The following is a 14,792-nucleotide window of genomic DNA, read 5'->3' as shown; positions in this document are numbered from 1 at the left end:
CGCCTGGGGTTCACTGACACTCGGTGCGTTTACGAAGCATTCTTACTCCACGCCAAGGGCGCTATTGCGCAGGATGCGGCGCATCCCTTTTTGCTTTCGCTGTCGCTTCTGCTGACTCATAGCTTGCCTTCGCGCTCGCCACGCATGCCTTGTTTGCATCGCCGAGCTGCAGCTCACAGCGAGCCTCGGCGACCTCTTCGGCGGCTTTGGCCCTGGCCGTGTCCACGTCGTACTGAGCGCCGGCAATCTTGATCTCGGCGTTGGTGCGCGCTTTGGTCATGTCGGCGCCGCCAGCCGGAGTTGCGGCGTTGGGATCGTTTGCCGCATCCTTCTTTGCATCGGCCTGCATGCTGATCAGCTCTTTGTTGCTCTGCGCAACGACTTGATCGAGTTTCGCCTGGGCGTCGATGATTTTTTTCTGGCCATCGGCTTCTGCCTTTGTCACGTTCGCTTCAACTTTGGCGGTATCCACTTGCTGGCTGCATGCCTGCAGAAGCATCGCGAAAGCTATCGCGATCAAACTCTGATATTGGTTTTGCATAAATATTCCTTCTAGAGAGAATCGCTGGGAGAGTGCTCCATTTGGGCGGCCCTCAGCTCGAAATGCAGTGCAGTCGCACTGGTCACGCGATAGTCGAATCCAATTCGTGTAAGCGATTCACGTTCCGTGAAAAGCCATGAACTGCGGAAATGCCGCAGATCGGTGGTAGGCAGCATGAATGGACTTCGGACATTCCTGAGCAAGGCTATGCGCACGACTGCCCGTGGTCTGTACGGCACCGCACAATGCGCAACAGGATGGGTCGCAATATGCGAGAGACCTACTAAGCGATTGTTGTTGGCCGCAGTGGTTATTCGAGTGCTGATGAGAAAACCAGTCAGCCCGGCCTGCAAAGTTCACTGCCGAATCTTATGTACCCTTTAGGCACACATCAGCCAACAAAGGATCTTGCTCGACTTGCGAGTACTTGCTTGGGGGTATGATGAAACCGGATCGCGCACCCGGAGCCCGTGAAGAAGTCGCGCTAAACGTATCGCGCGGTCTATTCGGCCTAAACAACATGGAGAGAACGCAATGAGTGACCCGATTGCAAACGGCAAGAGTCTCGCATCCACGCTCACCAAGCGGGAGGAAATCGCAGCGCGTGTACTCGCCGGATTGTGCTCAACGACACCATCTCTTGTTCGTGCGGCCGATTTGGTGAAATGGACCGCTGCAGCGACGGAGCTTTCCGACGCGCTTCTTGTTCGTCTTGCGGAGACGGAGTCAGCAAAATGATCCGACTCGTCTGCCTCGAAGGCGAGCACCTTCGTCTTCGGACCCGGTTCGCCTACGTCTGTTAGTAGGGCCGCTTTTGGCAGATGCCGATCACGCCTGATCGCGATTCGCGAGCGGTATCGTGGGTAGGGAGAGGGCAGCGCGATGAAGAACGGTTGCGCTCGCTGAGTCAGCGGCGACACATGTCACCAGCATCGTCGACTGGGAGGAGAAGTAATGTAGAGCGTGGCTTGAACGCATCACGAGGAATGGCGCAAATGACGCTAATTCTTCTGGGTGCGCTGGCGAACAGATGGCGCATCACTATTGGCGAATGATACTTGCGTTGGTGGCACCTTCCAGTCCACCTGCGCACTGTTCGCCAGGAGATCGCTGCCATGAATCCGATCACAGCTGTTCTTGCCTTTTTCTTTGCTGCCCTAGGCCTCGCTTTAGGCAATTTCGTGAACCTCTATTTGGGCGCGTTTTTCCTCGCGCTAGCTCTTGTTATTTGGCTCGCGCTCAAGATGGCCAATACGTGGGAAAAATTCGTCGTCCTTCGTGCAGGAAAGCTTCACAGCGTCAAAGGGCCGGGCCTGTTCGTGATCTTTCCGGTCATCGACAATATCGTCGCCATTATCGACGAGCGCATTCAAACCACAGCTTTCAACGCCGAGCAGGCGCTGACTAAGGACACGGTTCCGGTCAACGTGGACGCGATCATCTTCTGGCATGTCCACGATGCGCAAAAGGCGGCGCTCGAAATCACTCATTATCGCGAGGCGATCGATCGCGTCGCGCAAACTTCGTTGCGCGAGATGATCGGCTCGTCGATGCTTGCCACGCTGCTGTCGAATCGCAAGGTGGCCGATGGACAGTTACGTGACGAGATCGCCCGCAAAACGGTCGAATGGGGCATCTCCGTGACCTCGGTCGAGATTCGTGACGTCGCCATTCCTGAGGCGCTGCAGGATGCCATGTCCCGTCAAGCGCAAGCCGAGCGCGAGAAGCAGGCGCGCGTGATTCTCGGTGCCGCCGAAGCCGAGATTGCCGGAAAGTTCGTGGAGGCGGCGCAACTGTACGCCGATCATCCCGCTGCGTTGCAACTGCGCGCGATGAACATCATCTACGAGACCACGAAGGAACGCGGTGCGACGATCTTGATACCGACTACGATGGTCGACAGCCTGAACCCTGCACTCGCCCTGGCGCTTGCCAGAAGCAGCCCGGCCGCAGTGGAAAGGCTTCCCGGCGCCGCATGAAATCGCGGAAAGACGAAGGTACAGCGCGTATCGAAGCGTTTAGCGATGGTGTTTTCGCTATTGCTATTACCCTGCTCGTTCTGGAAATCCACGTACCCGCTCATGCCGCGGTCGAACAGCGAGGGCTGGCCTACATGCTTGTTGCGCTATGGCCCAGTTACCTCGCGTTTGTCACGAGCTTTGTCTCGATCTTGGTGATTTGGGTAAAACACCACTCGATGTTCACCTTGATCGAACGAACCGATCATGCCTTTCTGTACTGGAACGGGCTGCTGCTTTTCTTCGTGACTTTATTGCCTTTCCCGACAGCACTGCTGGCGGACTACTTGCTGCATCCCGACGCAAAAGTCGCGGCAAGCCTGTATACAGGAACGACGCTGGCGATTTCCGTCTCTTTCAAGCGACTGTGGCGGCATGCAACAAGGGATAAGAGACTGCTCGCGCGAAGCGGAGCAACTGCTGATGCGAGACAGATCACCCAGCAGGACCGATATGGTCCCCCTCTTTACTTGGCCGCATTCGGCGCGTCGTTCTTTTCCGAGAGTGCGAGCATCGCCGCGTGCTTGTTTTTGGCGCTGTTGTTTGCGTTCAGAGATTGGTTTGCGAAGAATTGAGATCGAAGCCGTGGGGTGCTTCAGTTCCGGTCGAATGTGTGGGTCCGCATTGTGGCTACGGTCGCCGCTCGCTATTGGCGGAGTCGGGCATAGTTCACCGCATCGACGAGACGATCGTAGCGATATCCCTGAAATTCGTACACCCCGGCACTGAATGAAATATGCAGTGTCTTCATGAGCTTTCTGTCGAGCCCATCTGGCGATTCGATGGTCTTGTCGAACCTTGATTGATACGACCCCTGCTGCCGTTGCGATCGTGCCCGCATGAGCCGGGCATAGCTGACTGCATCGGTAAGCCGGTCGTAGCGATAGTCTTCGAAAACGTAATGGAGCCCGTCATAACGGATCGACAACTTCGACATCAAACGTGCACGTTTATCCACTGCAGCACAGATCCTTATCCAATCCGGATCGAGCTCTCTTGCCAAGTAACCGCCTTCGGATGTGAACGCGTCCTCGGCGGTTTGATAAGCTTGGCCATCTGGCGAGGTGGGGATTTGCGCGATCATGAAAATCTGTCGTGGCTGTCTGGGCAACCTTAGGTAGAAAGGAGAGTCCGGTTGCTGATCAGGCTCTCCCTGGCAAGCGCTTAGTTCTCCGGATTTTCAGTTGGTTTCGTTGCCTTCGGCGCTTCTTGCTTCTGCTGATTTGCCGGCGCAACTACCTTGCTCTTGTTGCCGCCATGGGGCGCATCCTTGGCTCCGGGTTTATGGCCGAAACGAGTATTGGATTTGCTGTGGTTGTTATGATTGTTCGAATTCATGATGGAATCTCCTGAGAAATTGGACCGTCCTTGGGGGAAGTGCATCTCTGCCGCGATTCGTACGCTTGAGATCGGTCTTTGGTGAAGGGATCGATTGATGCACAGACTGTAGCCTGCGCTCCTTGCAGGCAGGCGTTGTGGAACAGCGATACTGGTTCATGACAGGCAGCACGCGTGCTGTTGCGATTCATGCGCAGACTGACGGCGCCTCGATAGCGACTAGCGCAGCGCGCGCTCGAATTCCTTGACCTGCATGTCGGCTTTTTCCTTTGCGATGCCGTAGCGCTCCTGCAACCTGCCGATCAAATATTCGCGATGGCCCGCGCGCTGGTTCACGTCGTCGTCCGTGAGCTTGCTCCACTTTTCCTTGAGCTTGCCACTCAGTTGCGACCACTTGCCTTTGATGATGTCCTCGTTCACTTCGTTGCTCCTTCGTGATTGACGCGTTTGGACCCGAGTATCGTCCCGAGTAGTGCTGATCTTGCCGGCATCGACTTCGCTGACGTAGCGGCACGCTAGCGGCCGCGCCGGTTGACGATGAACGAGGCTGCAAACAGGGCGATGAATACGAAGAACAGGATCTTCGCAATACCGATCGAAGCACCGGCGATACCGGTGAAGCCAAGAAGGCCGGCGATCAGCGCGAGAATCAGAAATACCACTGCATAGTGCAACATGACGACACCTCCTTATGAATCGCGCTGTTGTGGGGGTGCGACAAACCCTACGCGCGACGAAACTGCAGGTCGGTGCGCCATCGCACACAAGATCGATGCGATGCACGGCAGTCTGTGTGCGCTGGCGTACATACAACTGGGTCAGCAAAGACCATGCTGCATGACACGACCACTTGCATGGATGCGACATACCCAATACTCGCTGGCATCTGCAGGAATGCCCAGCGCTGGTCGGGCGAAATCCGCCGGAAGGCGTTTCTTCCACCATCTGCAGGATTCAGGAGAGCAACATGAAACCCATTACCCGCATCGCGAGCGCATTAATTGCGCTCGGCACCGTCGCTGTTTATCCCGGTCTTGCGCGTGCGGATAATTCCGCCGACCTGGACTGCAAGCTGAAATTTTCCCTGTCGACCTGGTCAGCGATTTACAAGCACTCCGAAGGAAGCGGTACGGTCACCTGCGAGGACGGCAAGTCGATGAGGGTCAATATCGCCGCCCGAGGCGCGGGCCTGACGGTAGGCAAATCGCATGTCGATAGCGGAACCGGACGTTTCAGCGATGTGCATCGCATGTCCGATGTGTTGGGCTCCTACGCCCAAGCCGAAGCCCACGCCGGAGTCGTCAAGTCCGGCACTGCGCAGGTACTCACCAAGGGTACGGTGTCCCTGGCGCTGGCCGGTGCCGGTGAAGGTGTCGATCTCGGCATCGACGTCGGCGAATTCACGCTGAGCCGCAGGAATTGATGTCTGGCATTGTCCGTTGGCGAACAGACCTGGTCGCCTCGGCAGGGCTAGTGTGAATGAAAGAAAAAAGGTGCTCGACAAGCATGGCACTCCAGGGCGCCTCGCCGAACAACACCGCATAAGCAGGCGGGCAAGTTACACGCCCAAGGATGGGCCGTACGTGAATCGATCCCGCAAGGGATGGATTTACGAAGCAGGGGGAAGCGCCATACGTGGCGTTTGAAGCATGCTGAAAAAGTCCATGACGGGCTTTTTCAGTTTTTCTGCAAGATTGGATTCGGAAGATTTTCCTTCTATCGACATCGACCGCGCATTGAGCCCACTTTCCGACTCTCTCGTGGCGTGCGCGGCAGGCGCATCAGTCGTCTCTGATGTGTGCCGGCTGGCAGATTAAGAGACATCGTTGTGCGCAGGGTGAAAAACGCGGTTCCGCGAGCAGATCGACACTTCGGAGTGCGCGTCCACCCAACTAACGAAGGGCAACAAGACATGAACCAGTCCACAGCACACGTAAACACTCGCAATCTCCGGTCCGGGATCGATGTCCGCTACATCGAATGTCTGGATCTTTGGTGTCGCACCTTTGGCGTAACCCGCCAGCAGTTGTGCAATGCGGTTGCAATCGTAGGAAGCAATTCCGACTTGGTAAGGCGGCACCTGCGGTGCGGCAATCGCTTTTCGTAAGCGGACGAGACGTCGCGGTATATCAGAACAAATTGGATTCGCTGTTCTGCATCCGACGCGCTACAACCGTTCTTTGATTTAGCGTCCTGCCGTAGGACAAGGTCGCCACGACATCTTGCACGCATGCGTGGATCGCTTAGATATAGCGCCGCATGCGTACATTTCGATCACCGTGGTTGCAATCGCATGCGCCAGCACCTTGGCGATCGCCGCTGACCAGAGTGATTCCCTATTCGAGAGGATGCCCAAATGAAACGTATATCCACCTTCGCGGCACTGAGTCTTTCCCTCATCGCAATTCCTGCGGTCTTTGCCGCCGACGGCTATGTGACCGGCAACGTGAACTTGCGTGCCGGACCAGACTCGAGCTATCCGCGTGTCACCATGTTGCAAGCGGGTACGCCAGTCGCAATCGAGGGCTGCGTCGACGGTTGGTCGTGGTGCGATGTCGCTACGGCGGAGGAGCGCGGCTGGGTGGCGGGGAATTTCCTGCAGGAAGAGTATCAAGGTCAACGCGTGCTGATTCCCGAATATGGATTGCAGATCGGCATCCCCATCGTCAGTTTCGCGTTCGGCTCGTATTGGGACCAGCATTACCGCAGCCGCCCCTGGTACGGCAATCGCGACCACTGGAGTCGCGTGCAACCGCGATACCCTGATATGCGAGAGGGTTCGTATCGAAACTCACGTGATGCGACCTACCGCAATTCACGCGGCATCACGTCAGGCGATTCGCGCGCAACGTATGCGCCCGCGTCCCGCGCGCCCGATGAGAGGAGGCGATCGGCCACGGTCACTCCGCCCCCTGCCTACCAGGGTAGGACCGCGAACACGCCGCCGTCGTATCCGGTCGCAAACGATTTGCGATCGCGAGAAAAAGTCGCTGGTCACGAAAGACCTGTGGAGCGCACCGCAGGCGGATCGAGAGCGACGGTACAGCAGAACGGGGTCGTGAGACAGCAGTCGGCAGAGTCGAACTCGCAGCACAAGGAAAAGGCCGCAAGATCGACGCCTGAACGTCAAGGCGGTAGAGACAACGAGCGCGGCAAAGACAAGGACAAGGACCAACAGCACTGAGATGGATTTTTCGGTGAGCTGGTTTGGCCTTTTTGTCGATCCAGCACTCAGCCGAGGATGCGATCGTACAGTTCGTTGGCTGCGAGGTAGCAGCCGCAGGAACTGGATTCCAGACCGCGGCGGTCGAGGATCGTGATGTCGCCGCGGCGGTAACGAATCAGCGATTGTTCCTGCAGCGATGTAGCAGCCTTGGTGATGCCGACGCGCCGTACCCCCAGCATGTATGCGAGAAACTCGTGCGTCGCATAGAACGAGTCGGCGTGCGCCCGGTCATGGCTCATCAGCAGCCAGCGTGCCAGCCGCTCTTCGACCAAGTGGAAGCGTGTGCACGCCGCGGTTTGCGCGAACTGGTGCATCTTGACGTAGGCATAGCGCTGGAGCCGGCGCCGCAGCGCCGGGCATTGTTCGAGTTCGCCTCGGAACGCCGCCGCACTGATGCGCAGTGCGCCGCCCGCGCCTTGCACCAAATGATTCAATGGCGACACGGGCACGCCCAGCAGCAGGGCAACGCCGGCCATGCCTTCGTTGCCGACCAGCGCTACCTCCAGCCCCGCGCAGGCGTCGAGCGGCGTCACCAGCGAAATAAACGCGCTGGTCGGGAAATAGGCGTAGCGCAGATTCGTGCCGGCTTCGTACAGAACCTCGTGCGAGGTGAGTTCAACCAGATCGCAACTCGCGAGGATCCGACGTCGGTCCCTGGCCGGCAAGGCAGCTAGCAGACGGTTGCTGGTGCGAGCGGACTTCACGCGCTGCATGGCGAATTCCTGCGAAGGTTTGGGAGCCGACGGCCGGTCGGTCGACACTGGCTCACGTCGCGATCGTGTCCGGCAGCAGGCGATCGAATTCCTTCTTCACGACCTCGTAGCATTCACAGCACTGGGCTTCCAAACGCGGTCGGTCCAGCACCGTGATGTGGCCGCGGCTGTAGCGGATCAGACCGGCCACCTGCAATTTGCCGGCGGCCTCGGTCACGCCCTCGCGGCGCACGCCGAGCATGTTGGCGATCAATTCCTGGGTCATGGAGAGCTTGTTCGACGGCAATCGATCCAGGCTCAGCAGCAACCAGCGACACAGCTGCTGATCGACCGAATGATGGCGATTGCACACCGCGGTCTGCGCCATCTGCGTCAGCAGCGCCTGGGTGTAGCGCAGCAGCAAGTGTTGCAGCGCTGCGGCGCGTGTGAATTCATCTTTCAGGAACTGGCCTTTGAGCCGATACGCGTGACCCGCACTCTGCACCACGGCGCGGCTGGGCGTGGTCTCGCCGCCCATGAACAACGCGACGCCGACCATGCCCTCGTTGCCGACCACGGCGATTTCCGCCGACGCTCCATCCGCCATGACATACAGCAAGGAGACGATCGAGGTTGTCGGAAAATACACATGCCGCAACTGGCTGCCGGATTCGTAGAGCACGTGTCCCAGCGGCATCGCCACCAACTCGAGGCGCGGAAGCAGCCGCTCCGCTTCGAGCGCAGGCAGGGCGCGCAGAAGGTGATTCTGGCATGGGTCGTTGGGATCGGGCATACGCGCTCTCGACCTTGTCCGCAATGTGTGCGCCGCTACCGGAGCTGGCATATGCAATCCTCTTCAAGACAGCCAATATAGAAGAAAAGTGCCGGCGCGTATGTACGCAAGCGAACATTGGAATCACGCACAAGCGGGCAGTCCGAAAAGGCCGAGTCGTTCGGGCTATAGCGGATGTGGGGTGTCTTGCGGTGCGGGATATGCGCCGAGTTTGTCGCGCAGGAACGTGGCGGAGTCGACCAGTCGGCCGTCGGCAAATTTGATCTTGTATTTTTCGCCACTCATCGACGAGCCGGTCGCGCAATAGACGATGAAATCCTCGGCAGTTCTGACGCGACTGCCGGCAAAACGAAGCTTCAAACGCATGTGGCTAGCAGCCTGCTGCGCGTCGTATTCGCTGCCGTTACGCAAGAATGTGGCGTCCTTCAGATTGGCGACCACATTGATCAGGTATTGAATCTTGCGTTGTTCGATCTCCTGCTGGCTGACTGCCGGCTGGCTGAAGACGGAGGTGGCCGGAAATCCGATGAGAAAAAGCAGACAAAGCGCCGCGCGCATGAACGCATTGCGCGCGGCCGAGACAAGAATGGAGGCTTGTTTGACAAAATTTGGCCGCAGTCTGACTTTTCTTAGCTGCGTTCGTCGCACGCAACGCCGACCCGGTCGGGCAAGCGAATTCTGCGGCCTGCTGCGCGCGTTCTGGAGAGGCACTCAAGCCACCCCTATAGCTTGCCGAGTAGCAGCAGCACGACCACGATGAGCAAGAGGACGCCCACGCCGCCGCTCGGGCCATAACCCCAGCCTCTGCTATGCGGCCAACTCGGAATGGCGCCAACCAGCATCAGCAGCAGAACAATCAACAGTATTGTGCCCAGTGTCATTTCGTTTCTCCTTGAAACCGGATGTGTAACTCTTTCAACTTTCCGCAATTCCAGCCAAAGGCAGGAACTGCGCTTCGGCCGATCCGTGCGAAAGCTGTCCGCGGCTACAGGTGAAGATGGCCGCCGAACAGTCCGATAAGGCCGATCACGATCAGATAAATTGCCACGATGAGATTCAGCAGCCGCGGCATCACCAAAATCAAAATTCCGGCGATCAGCGATACCAGCGGGGCAAGGCTCAATTGCAGGTTCATAAAGCATCCTTAGCGGACAAGCCGCAACGTGAGATGAATAGGCTCGGAAACGAGGGGTGCAGGATGATTGACCATCTTGGTTCGCCGCGATATTCGACAAGGGCGACGAACGTCACCATATCCCAGCAACCCGTCGAACTCTGTTCGATAGCGAACATTGGATAGATTGCGGACCATGGCGACGCTACGCCGGTTGCTCGCGCGACGCCGAGCGCTATGTTCGTCAGCGTACAGACGATCGTCGCTGTTCAAGAGCATCGTCATGGGTGCGCGGCAGGGAAGCTAGCGTCAAGAAGCAAGCAGCGGCAGCTTGACGTGACAACGATGTTCGCACCCGGCTGGTGCGCCCCGAAGCCCCCGCTTTGGTCCAGCCGGGCACTGTCTTGCCATGCTATAGCCGAAAGCGATGATCGGCCGCTTTGGCGGATGCAGAGGCTTCGAGGCCGTGGAGAACTCGGGGTTGTCGCAGAGGCGGGTCTGCTGCTCTAGGCGGCAATGGCGGACGCACGATGCGACCGCATCCGGAGACCACTAAAGGTTTTCAGCTATTTGACTGGCCGTTAAGCCGCTGCTGGAAAAATTGCAGAGCCCGCATATTGGCTGTTCGAGTCGGGAACGCTTTGCGGACCATCGCTGGCTTGCCCTTCAGAGTGAGCGCGTACACCCGCGTAGAGTCCTCTGTGCGTTCGGGAAGTTTGAGGATCTCGTCCTTTTCTTCTTCCGTTGGCGCACGCGGAGCCGCGACGCTGTCGCCGAGTTGCAGCGGCTCCAGCTCCGATTCCGGAATCGACAAGACCAATTCCGTCGCCTTGTGCATCAACGGCCAGAACCAGGCGGCATAGGCCGGATTCAACTCCCAGCAGATGAATCCATCTGCGCTATCGAGCACTTCCCCGACAACCGCGTGCTCGCCTTGCGTCCCGGCGAGACGGCGCAAGCGCGCGGGATCGGGCTGACGCACAGTCTTGGATTTGAACGTCTTGCTCACCAGCGTTTACCACGACGCTTTTTGTTTTCGTCGAGCAAGGAGACTCGCATGTATGAATCCCCTTGCGAGCTTCCATCGAGCGCCGCGATGGCGGCGCGAGCCTCATGACCTTCCATTTTCAATTGCGCGAAGCCTTTGCATTCGTCACTGAAAAGATCCTTCGAGAGCCGTACGTCGAACACACGGCCATGGGGCGTGAACAGATGTTCGAGCGTCATCTGCGTCATCGACTTGGGCAGCCCACGAATAATCATCGTCAGCACTTTGTTGGCTCCTTGGAAAGGGTAAAACTCAAAGCTTCATCGCTCCGCAAGCAATCATGCAGCGGCGACGTTTTCCGCCTGAGGACCTTTCTGGCCTTGGGTCAAATCGAAGACGACGCGCTGGCCCTCGGCCAGCGTACGGAAACCCGCGCCGGTGATGGCACGGAAATGAACAAACACATCAGGTCCGTTCTCGCGTGAAATGAAGCCGAAACCCTTGGCATCATTGAACCACTTGACGGTACCCAGCTGGCGGTCAGACATACTTGTAACTCCCAAAAAAAGAAATGACGAGCCGGTCTGCGAACAAATCGACTACTGGGATGCGAAGGGAGTGGAGAGCGGGAGTAAAACCGCGCCATTGCGCGCGATCAGGTCACAGACTGCGACCGCCAAGGCAAGCTCAGTCGTAGAAGTATAACACGTTTCGGCTCGAGCCGCCCGAACCCGTGTTTCTAGCCTACGGAAACATGCTTCGAACTGAATTTCTGCTGGTGCAATCGCAGGCACTCAGCATCGGCGAAGCACAAACGCAATCTTCGGCAAGGCCGTCGCCAAAGAATCGTGCATCCGATTCTCGGCATCGTCGATATTCACGTTCTTCGCCGAGGCCAGCAACGAATAAGTGTGCATTCTGCGATAGCCACCGCCAGATTCGACGCGGCTCACGGCAGCGTCCTCCGATCTGCAAGCCGCCGACCACAGCTTGAGCAGCTCGTTGCGGCCAATTCCGTTACTGGCGTCCAGACGAAATTGAAGCAGAGCCACCGGAATCGCCATTGAAGCACTCCTAATAAAGAGTGTGCAGTATGCGCCTTTCTACTCGCGGTAGCCGGTTGGACATAGATACGAACGCCAACATCTTGCGGCCAAAGGCAACGAAAATGTTAACGTTGTGCAAACGCGTTTGTTTTTATATCAGAGGCACATCGCCGCTTTTTGCGGTGCGATTCTTGGTCCGGTTTTTTCCTTATCCCACATGATTGTGGTCATCAAGCATTTCTTCCGGCGCATCGGGCCAATGATTCGCTTGGTCGATGCCTCTGGATGCCCATGCTCACCCCGTATACGCACTGGAGATGGGCGCGCGCGATTCAAACGCGGCTTCCGACAATCTGGATTGTTGCTCGAGCAGGCGAGGTTGCTGAACCAGAAATGTCAGCAATTCGCTCTTTCAGAAAAGCCGCGATTGCTGGATTGGCAGTCTTAAGGTTTTTCAAGGCGGCAATGCCGTGACCGGATTACAGCGGGCGTTTGCTCGCGAGGTTTGACATGCGTCTCCTGGTAGTTGACTACGCCCGCGCGTACTTCCAATTTAAACTCCGCAGCATTGGCAAGTTCGTAGAAGTAGTTGTTACTCAATCGGACTCGATCAGCGATATTTGCCCGCGGCTACGGCATAAATTTTCTTCCGGCATTCAAGCCCGCGATTTTGGCGGAAGCAAAGTAGTTGCCTTCGCGCTGCACGCACACATAGTGAAGTGGCGTGAGCGTATTCACCGAGACGAGGAGCAAGCCTTCCTTGGCTCCAGCTTGACTTCCGAATGCGGATCGATTTCATGTAAGAAGGCGTGCGCGCAGGTCACCAACACGCATTTGTAGCGCGGGACCATGCTTTGCACACGAGAATACCAAACCGCCGCTGCGCACGAAGCGCAGCGGCGGTTTGTCTAGTGGCGATGCAACAGCGCCTGCGGCAGCACCAACGTGGTCGAGGCAGATGGCGCGAAATACAGTGGATCGGCGCGCATCGCGATCGCCGCTGCCGGGCCGCCGCCGACGAACAGCGAGCCGACGATGCTGTCGGCCTCGTTGATGCCATTCGCCTCGTCAAGGTGCGCGGCCATGAAGTTGCCGGCACCGAATAGGAATCCCGAGCCGAAACCTGCTGCGTCGACTTCGTTGCCGGCGACGATGCCGGCCGCATTGATGCTGCTTGCGGCCGTCGTGAACGCCGGGTTGCCGAGGTAGTCGAGAATGCTCAGCCGCCCCGGATTCCCGCTGAAGCTGCGCACCTGCGATCCGTTGCCGAAGCGCCCCGCGACCTGGTTCGTGTCGTTGACATCCCAGATCGCCGTGCCGACGGCGCCGGGAACGTCGATCGTCGTGAACACGCCGGCTTTGAGCGTGAATCCGTGGACCGCGCCTGATGCGTCGACATAGTCGCCGACCAGCGTCGGCACATTCTGATCGTTGATGCCGAGCACTTCGGTCCCCAGCGCACCGGGGTAGTCGATGCTCGCGTACTGGCCGCCTGAAAACAGGAAGCCATGCTCGATGCCTATCGGATCGAAATACAAACCGGCGACCTGGCCCGCGTCGTTGACGCGCCGCGCGACCGTGACCGACGCGCCGGGGACGCTGACGATCATGTCGAGCGTCGCCGGGACCCCTGCCAGCGGATCGACGTTGCCGAGTACGAAGCTGACGAGCTCGCCGTACTGCACGAAGTAGCCACTGACTTGTTTGTGATTGTTGGCACCGGTGAGGTGCGATTCGGTCATGCCCACGTCGTTCGGGAAATAGAAGGAGATTGGCCACTCGAAGAACGGGCAGGCCTGGGTCGGCGCGCTGACGGTGTTGTACAGGCTGTACCAGCCGTTGACCGTGTCGCGTGCCTTGTTGACACCCGAGAACCAGGCCGGGAACACTGCATCGGGCAGCGTGTAGCCGTAGCCGCCGAGCTTGAACGTGTGTCCGGGCAGGTCTTCGAGCGGATCGGCGACTTCGAAATAGTTGCTGTAGCACAGATGCGGTTTCGCCGGATCGGCCCAGCCCGGCACGACGTTGCCGGCGATTGGATTCATGAGCCATTCGAGCACTTCGTGCCCGAGCACCGCGGCATTGTTGCCACCCGGGCTTATCGTGTTCGAGAACCAGCCGACGGTGAGCAGGTTGCTCACCCCTGGCACGCCGGTCTGCGCGCTGGCGTCGACCCAGTCGTGATATCCAAGGAATCCCACCGCCCCGGTTCCGATCGTCTGCCCGGTCGCATGGATCGTCAGCACCGGCGAAGGAATCCCGAACGCGCCGACGACGGACTTGGTCAACTCAAGCAGCGCGCCACCGTCGATGACACCCACCGTCTGGCCACCGACGGTGACGGAAAAACCGAGGCTGGCCGGCACCGGAATTTCGACGGGCGGCGTCACGCCGACGACTTGCAGCCGCGTGTGATAACTGGAACCGCTGCCACCGTCCGTGCCCCAGAACGCCGCGCGCAGATAGGCGTCGCCGAACTGCGTCGTACCGAGCACGCTGGAGCCGGCGGTGAACGGATAGTCGTTGAGAACCGGCGAGCCGAGGATGCCGTCGACTTCATCGACCCCATCGACGACGTCCGTGCTCGCGTCGACGACGCCGCCGTCGGCAAACAGGAAGCGATATGGAATGATGACGACCGGAATCACCGTCGTCTGACCGGCCGCCGGATCGCCGCCGATGATCGTGAACGGAGTGTCCTTGCCTTTGATCTTCTGCGAGCCGGTCCAGTGCGGCAGACCGAGCAGGTTCGGATCGGGTAGCGGCCCGGGCTTGTGCGACTTTGCCTTCGCGATCTGTTTCAACTCACCGCGGCCGATCGCGTCGACCAGCGCCTGCTTTTCCGAGGCGGCAGCGAAATGACTGCCGCCCGGCAGGCGATCGGCGAACCGCAGCTGCGCGCCGACGCCTGGCGCGATGACGAGCAGCGCGCAAGCCAGCAGGCAATTCAAGGCACGGGTAAACGGAAAAATTCCGATCTGACATATCGTTCGCATGCGAGCTCTCCTGACCACGGAAGCTTCAAAATCGCCGAAC

The 14,792-nt window shown here is 58.5% G+C and carries 23 protein-coding genes; 8 read left to right on the top strand and 15 right to left on the bottom strand.

Annotated features, from left to right (window positions below; all coding sequences use genetic code 11):
* Positions 1 to 61: 61 nt before the first annotated feature.
* A complete protein-coding gene (locus F455_RS0103725) occupies positions 62 to 541 on the bottom strand; it encodes a hypothetical protein (protein ID WP_018971925.1) in 480 nt (159 codons plus the stop codon).
* 534 nt (positions 542 to 1,075) lie between these two features.
* On the opposite strand from F455_RS0103725, the gene F455_RS22820 reads away from it, so the two are divergent.
* The 3 genes from F455_RS22820 (at position 1,076) to F455_RS0103715 (ending at position 3,134) form a co-directional block, all read left to right on the top strand.
* The gene (locus F455_RS22820; RefSeq protein ID WP_157578404.1) at positions 1,076 to 1,279 is read left to right on the top strand and encodes a hypothetical protein; all 204 of its coding nucleotides are present in this window, start codon (positions 1,076 to 1,078) and stop codon (positions 1,277 to 1,279) included.
* 377 nt (positions 1,280 to 1,656) lie between these two features.
* On the top strand, positions 1,657 to 2,520 hold the full coding sequence (locus F455_RS0103720; protein ID WP_026293036.1) for a slipin family protein: 864 nt from the start codon (positions 1,657 to 1,659) through the stop codon (positions 2,518 to 2,520).
* On the top strand, positions 2,517 to 3,134 hold the full coding sequence (locus F455_RS0103715; RefSeq protein ID WP_018971923.1) for a TMEM175 family protein: 618 nt from the start codon (positions 2,517 to 2,519) through the stop codon (positions 3,132 to 3,134). Before F455_RS0103720 ends, F455_RS0103715 begins: the two co-directional genes overlap by 4 nt.
* A 71-nt stretch (positions 3,135 to 3,205) precedes the next feature.
* Here the strand turns inward: F455_RS0103715 and F455_RS0103710 are convergent, their stop codons facing one another.
* The 4 genes from F455_RS0103710 to F455_RS22360 all read right to left on the bottom strand — a co-directional run bounded on the left by F455_RS0103710 (position 3,206) and on the right by F455_RS22360 (position 4,574).
* Positions 3,206 to 3,643, bottom strand: a complete 438-nt coding sequence (locus F455_RS0103710; RefSeq protein WP_018971922.1) for a hypothetical protein — start codon at positions 3,641 to 3,643, stop codon at positions 3,206 to 3,208.
* 80 nt (positions 3,644 to 3,723) lie between these two features.
* Complete coding sequence (locus F455_RS22815) at positions 3,724 to 3,897, bottom strand: hypothetical protein (RefSeq protein WP_018971921.1); 174 nt, start codon at positions 3,895 to 3,897, stop codon at positions 3,724 to 3,726.
* 219 nt (positions 3,898 to 4,116) lie between these two features.
* Positions 4,117 to 4,317, bottom strand: a complete 201-nt coding sequence (locus F455_RS0103700) for a CsbD family protein (protein ID WP_018971920.1) — start codon at positions 4,315 to 4,317, stop codon at positions 4,117 to 4,119.
* Between the two features lie 95 nt (positions 4,318 to 4,412).
* The gene (locus F455_RS22360) at positions 4,413 to 4,574 is read right to left on the bottom strand and encodes a DUF1328 domain-containing protein (RefSeq protein WP_018971919.1); all 162 of its coding nucleotides are present in this window, start codon (positions 4,572 to 4,574) and stop codon (positions 4,413 to 4,415) included.
* A gap of 290 nt (positions 4,575 to 4,864) precedes the next feature.
* Here F455_RS22360 and F455_RS0103690 point away from each other — a divergent pair, with 290 nt between their 5' ends.
* The 4 genes from F455_RS0103690 (at position 4,865) to F455_RS21795 (ending at position 7,081) form a co-directional block, all read left to right on the top strand.
* Positions 4,865 to 5,320 carry a hypothetical protein gene (locus F455_RS0103690; RefSeq protein ID WP_018971918.1) on the top strand — a complete coding sequence of 152 codons (456 nt, stop codon included), beginning with the start codon at positions 4,865 to 4,867 and terminating at the stop codon, positions 5,318 to 5,320.
* A 226-nt stretch (positions 5,321 to 5,546) separates the two neighbouring features.
* Positions 5,547 to 5,714 (top strand): hypothetical protein, encoded by a 168-nt coding sequence (locus F455_RS23185; RefSeq protein ID WP_169337285.1) that lies wholly within the window; start codon positions 5,547 to 5,549, stop codon positions 5,712 to 5,714.
* A 95-nt stretch (positions 5,715 to 5,809) separates the two neighbouring features.
* Complete coding sequence (locus F455_RS23610) at positions 5,810 to 6,004, top strand: DUF3606 domain-containing protein (protein WP_157578403.1); 195 nt, start codon at positions 5,810 to 5,812, stop codon at positions 6,002 to 6,004.
* Between the two features lie 249 nt (positions 6,005 to 6,253).
* Entirely contained in the window at positions 6,254 to 7,081 is an 828-nt protein-coding gene (locus F455_RS21795) for an SH3 domain-containing protein (RefSeq protein ID WP_018971917.1), read from the top strand.
* A gap of 47 nt (positions 7,082 to 7,128) precedes the next feature.
* On the opposite strand, the gene F455_RS0103680 is transcribed toward F455_RS21795, so the two are convergent.
* The 9 genes from F455_RS0103680 to F455_RS0103640 form a co-directional block, all read right to left on the bottom strand.
* Positions 7,129 to 7,836, bottom strand: a complete 708-nt coding sequence (locus F455_RS0103680) for a Crp/Fnr family transcriptional regulator (RefSeq protein ID WP_018971916.1) — start codon at positions 7,834 to 7,836, stop codon at positions 7,129 to 7,131.
* A gap of 52 nt (positions 7,837 to 7,888) precedes the next feature.
* Positions 7,889 to 8,608, bottom strand: coding sequence for a Crp/Fnr family transcriptional regulator (locus F455_RS0103675; RefSeq protein WP_018971915.1), 720 nt, complete (start codon positions 8,606 to 8,608; stop codon positions 7,889 to 7,891).
* 165 nt (positions 8,609 to 8,773) lie between these two features.
* Entirely contained in the window at positions 8,774 to 9,166 is a 393-nt protein-coding gene (locus F455_RS19655) for a DUF5329 family protein (protein WP_018971914.1), read from the bottom strand.
* Positions 9,167 to 9,330: 164 nt separating this feature from the next.
* Complete coding sequence (locus tag F455_RS22350; RefSeq protein ID WP_018971913.1) at positions 9,331 to 9,489, bottom strand: DUF3309 family protein; 159 nt, start codon at positions 9,487 to 9,489, stop codon at positions 9,331 to 9,333.
* A 104-nt stretch (positions 9,490 to 9,593) separates the two neighbouring features.
* A complete protein-coding gene (locus F455_RS22345) occupies positions 9,594 to 9,743 on the bottom strand; it encodes a DUF3096 domain-containing protein (RefSeq protein ID WP_018971912.1) in 150 nt (49 codons plus the stop codon).
* A gap of 541 nt (positions 9,744 to 10,284) precedes the next feature.
* Complete coding sequence (locus F455_RS0103655) at positions 10,285 to 10,731, bottom strand: hypothetical protein (protein ID WP_018971911.1); 447 nt, start codon at positions 10,729 to 10,731, stop codon at positions 10,285 to 10,287.
* Positions 10,728 to 10,985 carry an RNA recognition motif domain-containing protein gene (locus tag F455_RS0103650; protein WP_083918879.1) on the bottom strand — a complete coding sequence of 86 codons (258 nt, stop codon included), beginning with the start codon at positions 10,983 to 10,985 and terminating at the stop codon, positions 10,728 to 10,730. The genes F455_RS0103655 and F455_RS0103650 overlap by 4 nt, the downstream gene beginning before the upstream one ends.
* Positions 10,986 to 11,048: 63 nt before the next feature.
* Positions 11,049 to 11,258: a cold-shock protein gene (locus F455_RS0103645; RefSeq protein ID WP_018971909.1), complete on the bottom strand. Its 210-nt coding sequence runs from the start codon at positions 11,256 to 11,258 to the stop codon at positions 11,049 to 11,051.
* Positions 11,259 to 11,504: 246 nt separating this feature from the next.
* Entirely contained in the window at positions 11,505 to 11,774 is a 270-nt protein-coding gene (locus tag F455_RS0103640; RefSeq protein ID WP_018971908.1) for a hypothetical protein, read from the bottom strand.
* 492 nt (positions 11,775 to 12,266) lie between these two features.
* Between F455_RS0103640 and F455_RS0103635 the strand changes: the two genes are divergently transcribed.
* Positions 12,267 to 12,596, top strand: coding sequence for a hypothetical protein (locus F455_RS0103635; RefSeq protein ID WP_157578402.1), 330 nt, complete (start codon positions 12,267 to 12,269; stop codon positions 12,594 to 12,596).
* Positions 12,597 to 12,664: 68 nt separating this feature from the next.
* Here the strand turns inward: F455_RS0103635 and F455_RS0103630 are convergent, their stop codons facing one another.
* Positions 12,665 to 14,752, bottom strand: coding sequence for a hypothetical protein (locus F455_RS0103630; RefSeq protein ID WP_157578401.1), 2,088 nt, complete (start codon positions 14,750 to 14,752; stop codon positions 12,665 to 12,667).
* Positions 14,753 to 14,792: the final 40 nt, after the last annotated feature.

It is taken from the genome of Rudaea cellulosilytica DSM 22992, assembly GCF_000378125.1.
Taxonomy (GTDB): Bacteria; Pseudomonadota; Gammaproteobacteria; order Xanthomonadales; family Rhodanobacteraceae; genus Rudaea; species Rudaea cellulosilytica.
The sequence above is the reverse complement of the archived record's forward strand: the minus strand, read 5'-3'. Positions and strand labels throughout refer to the sequence as shown.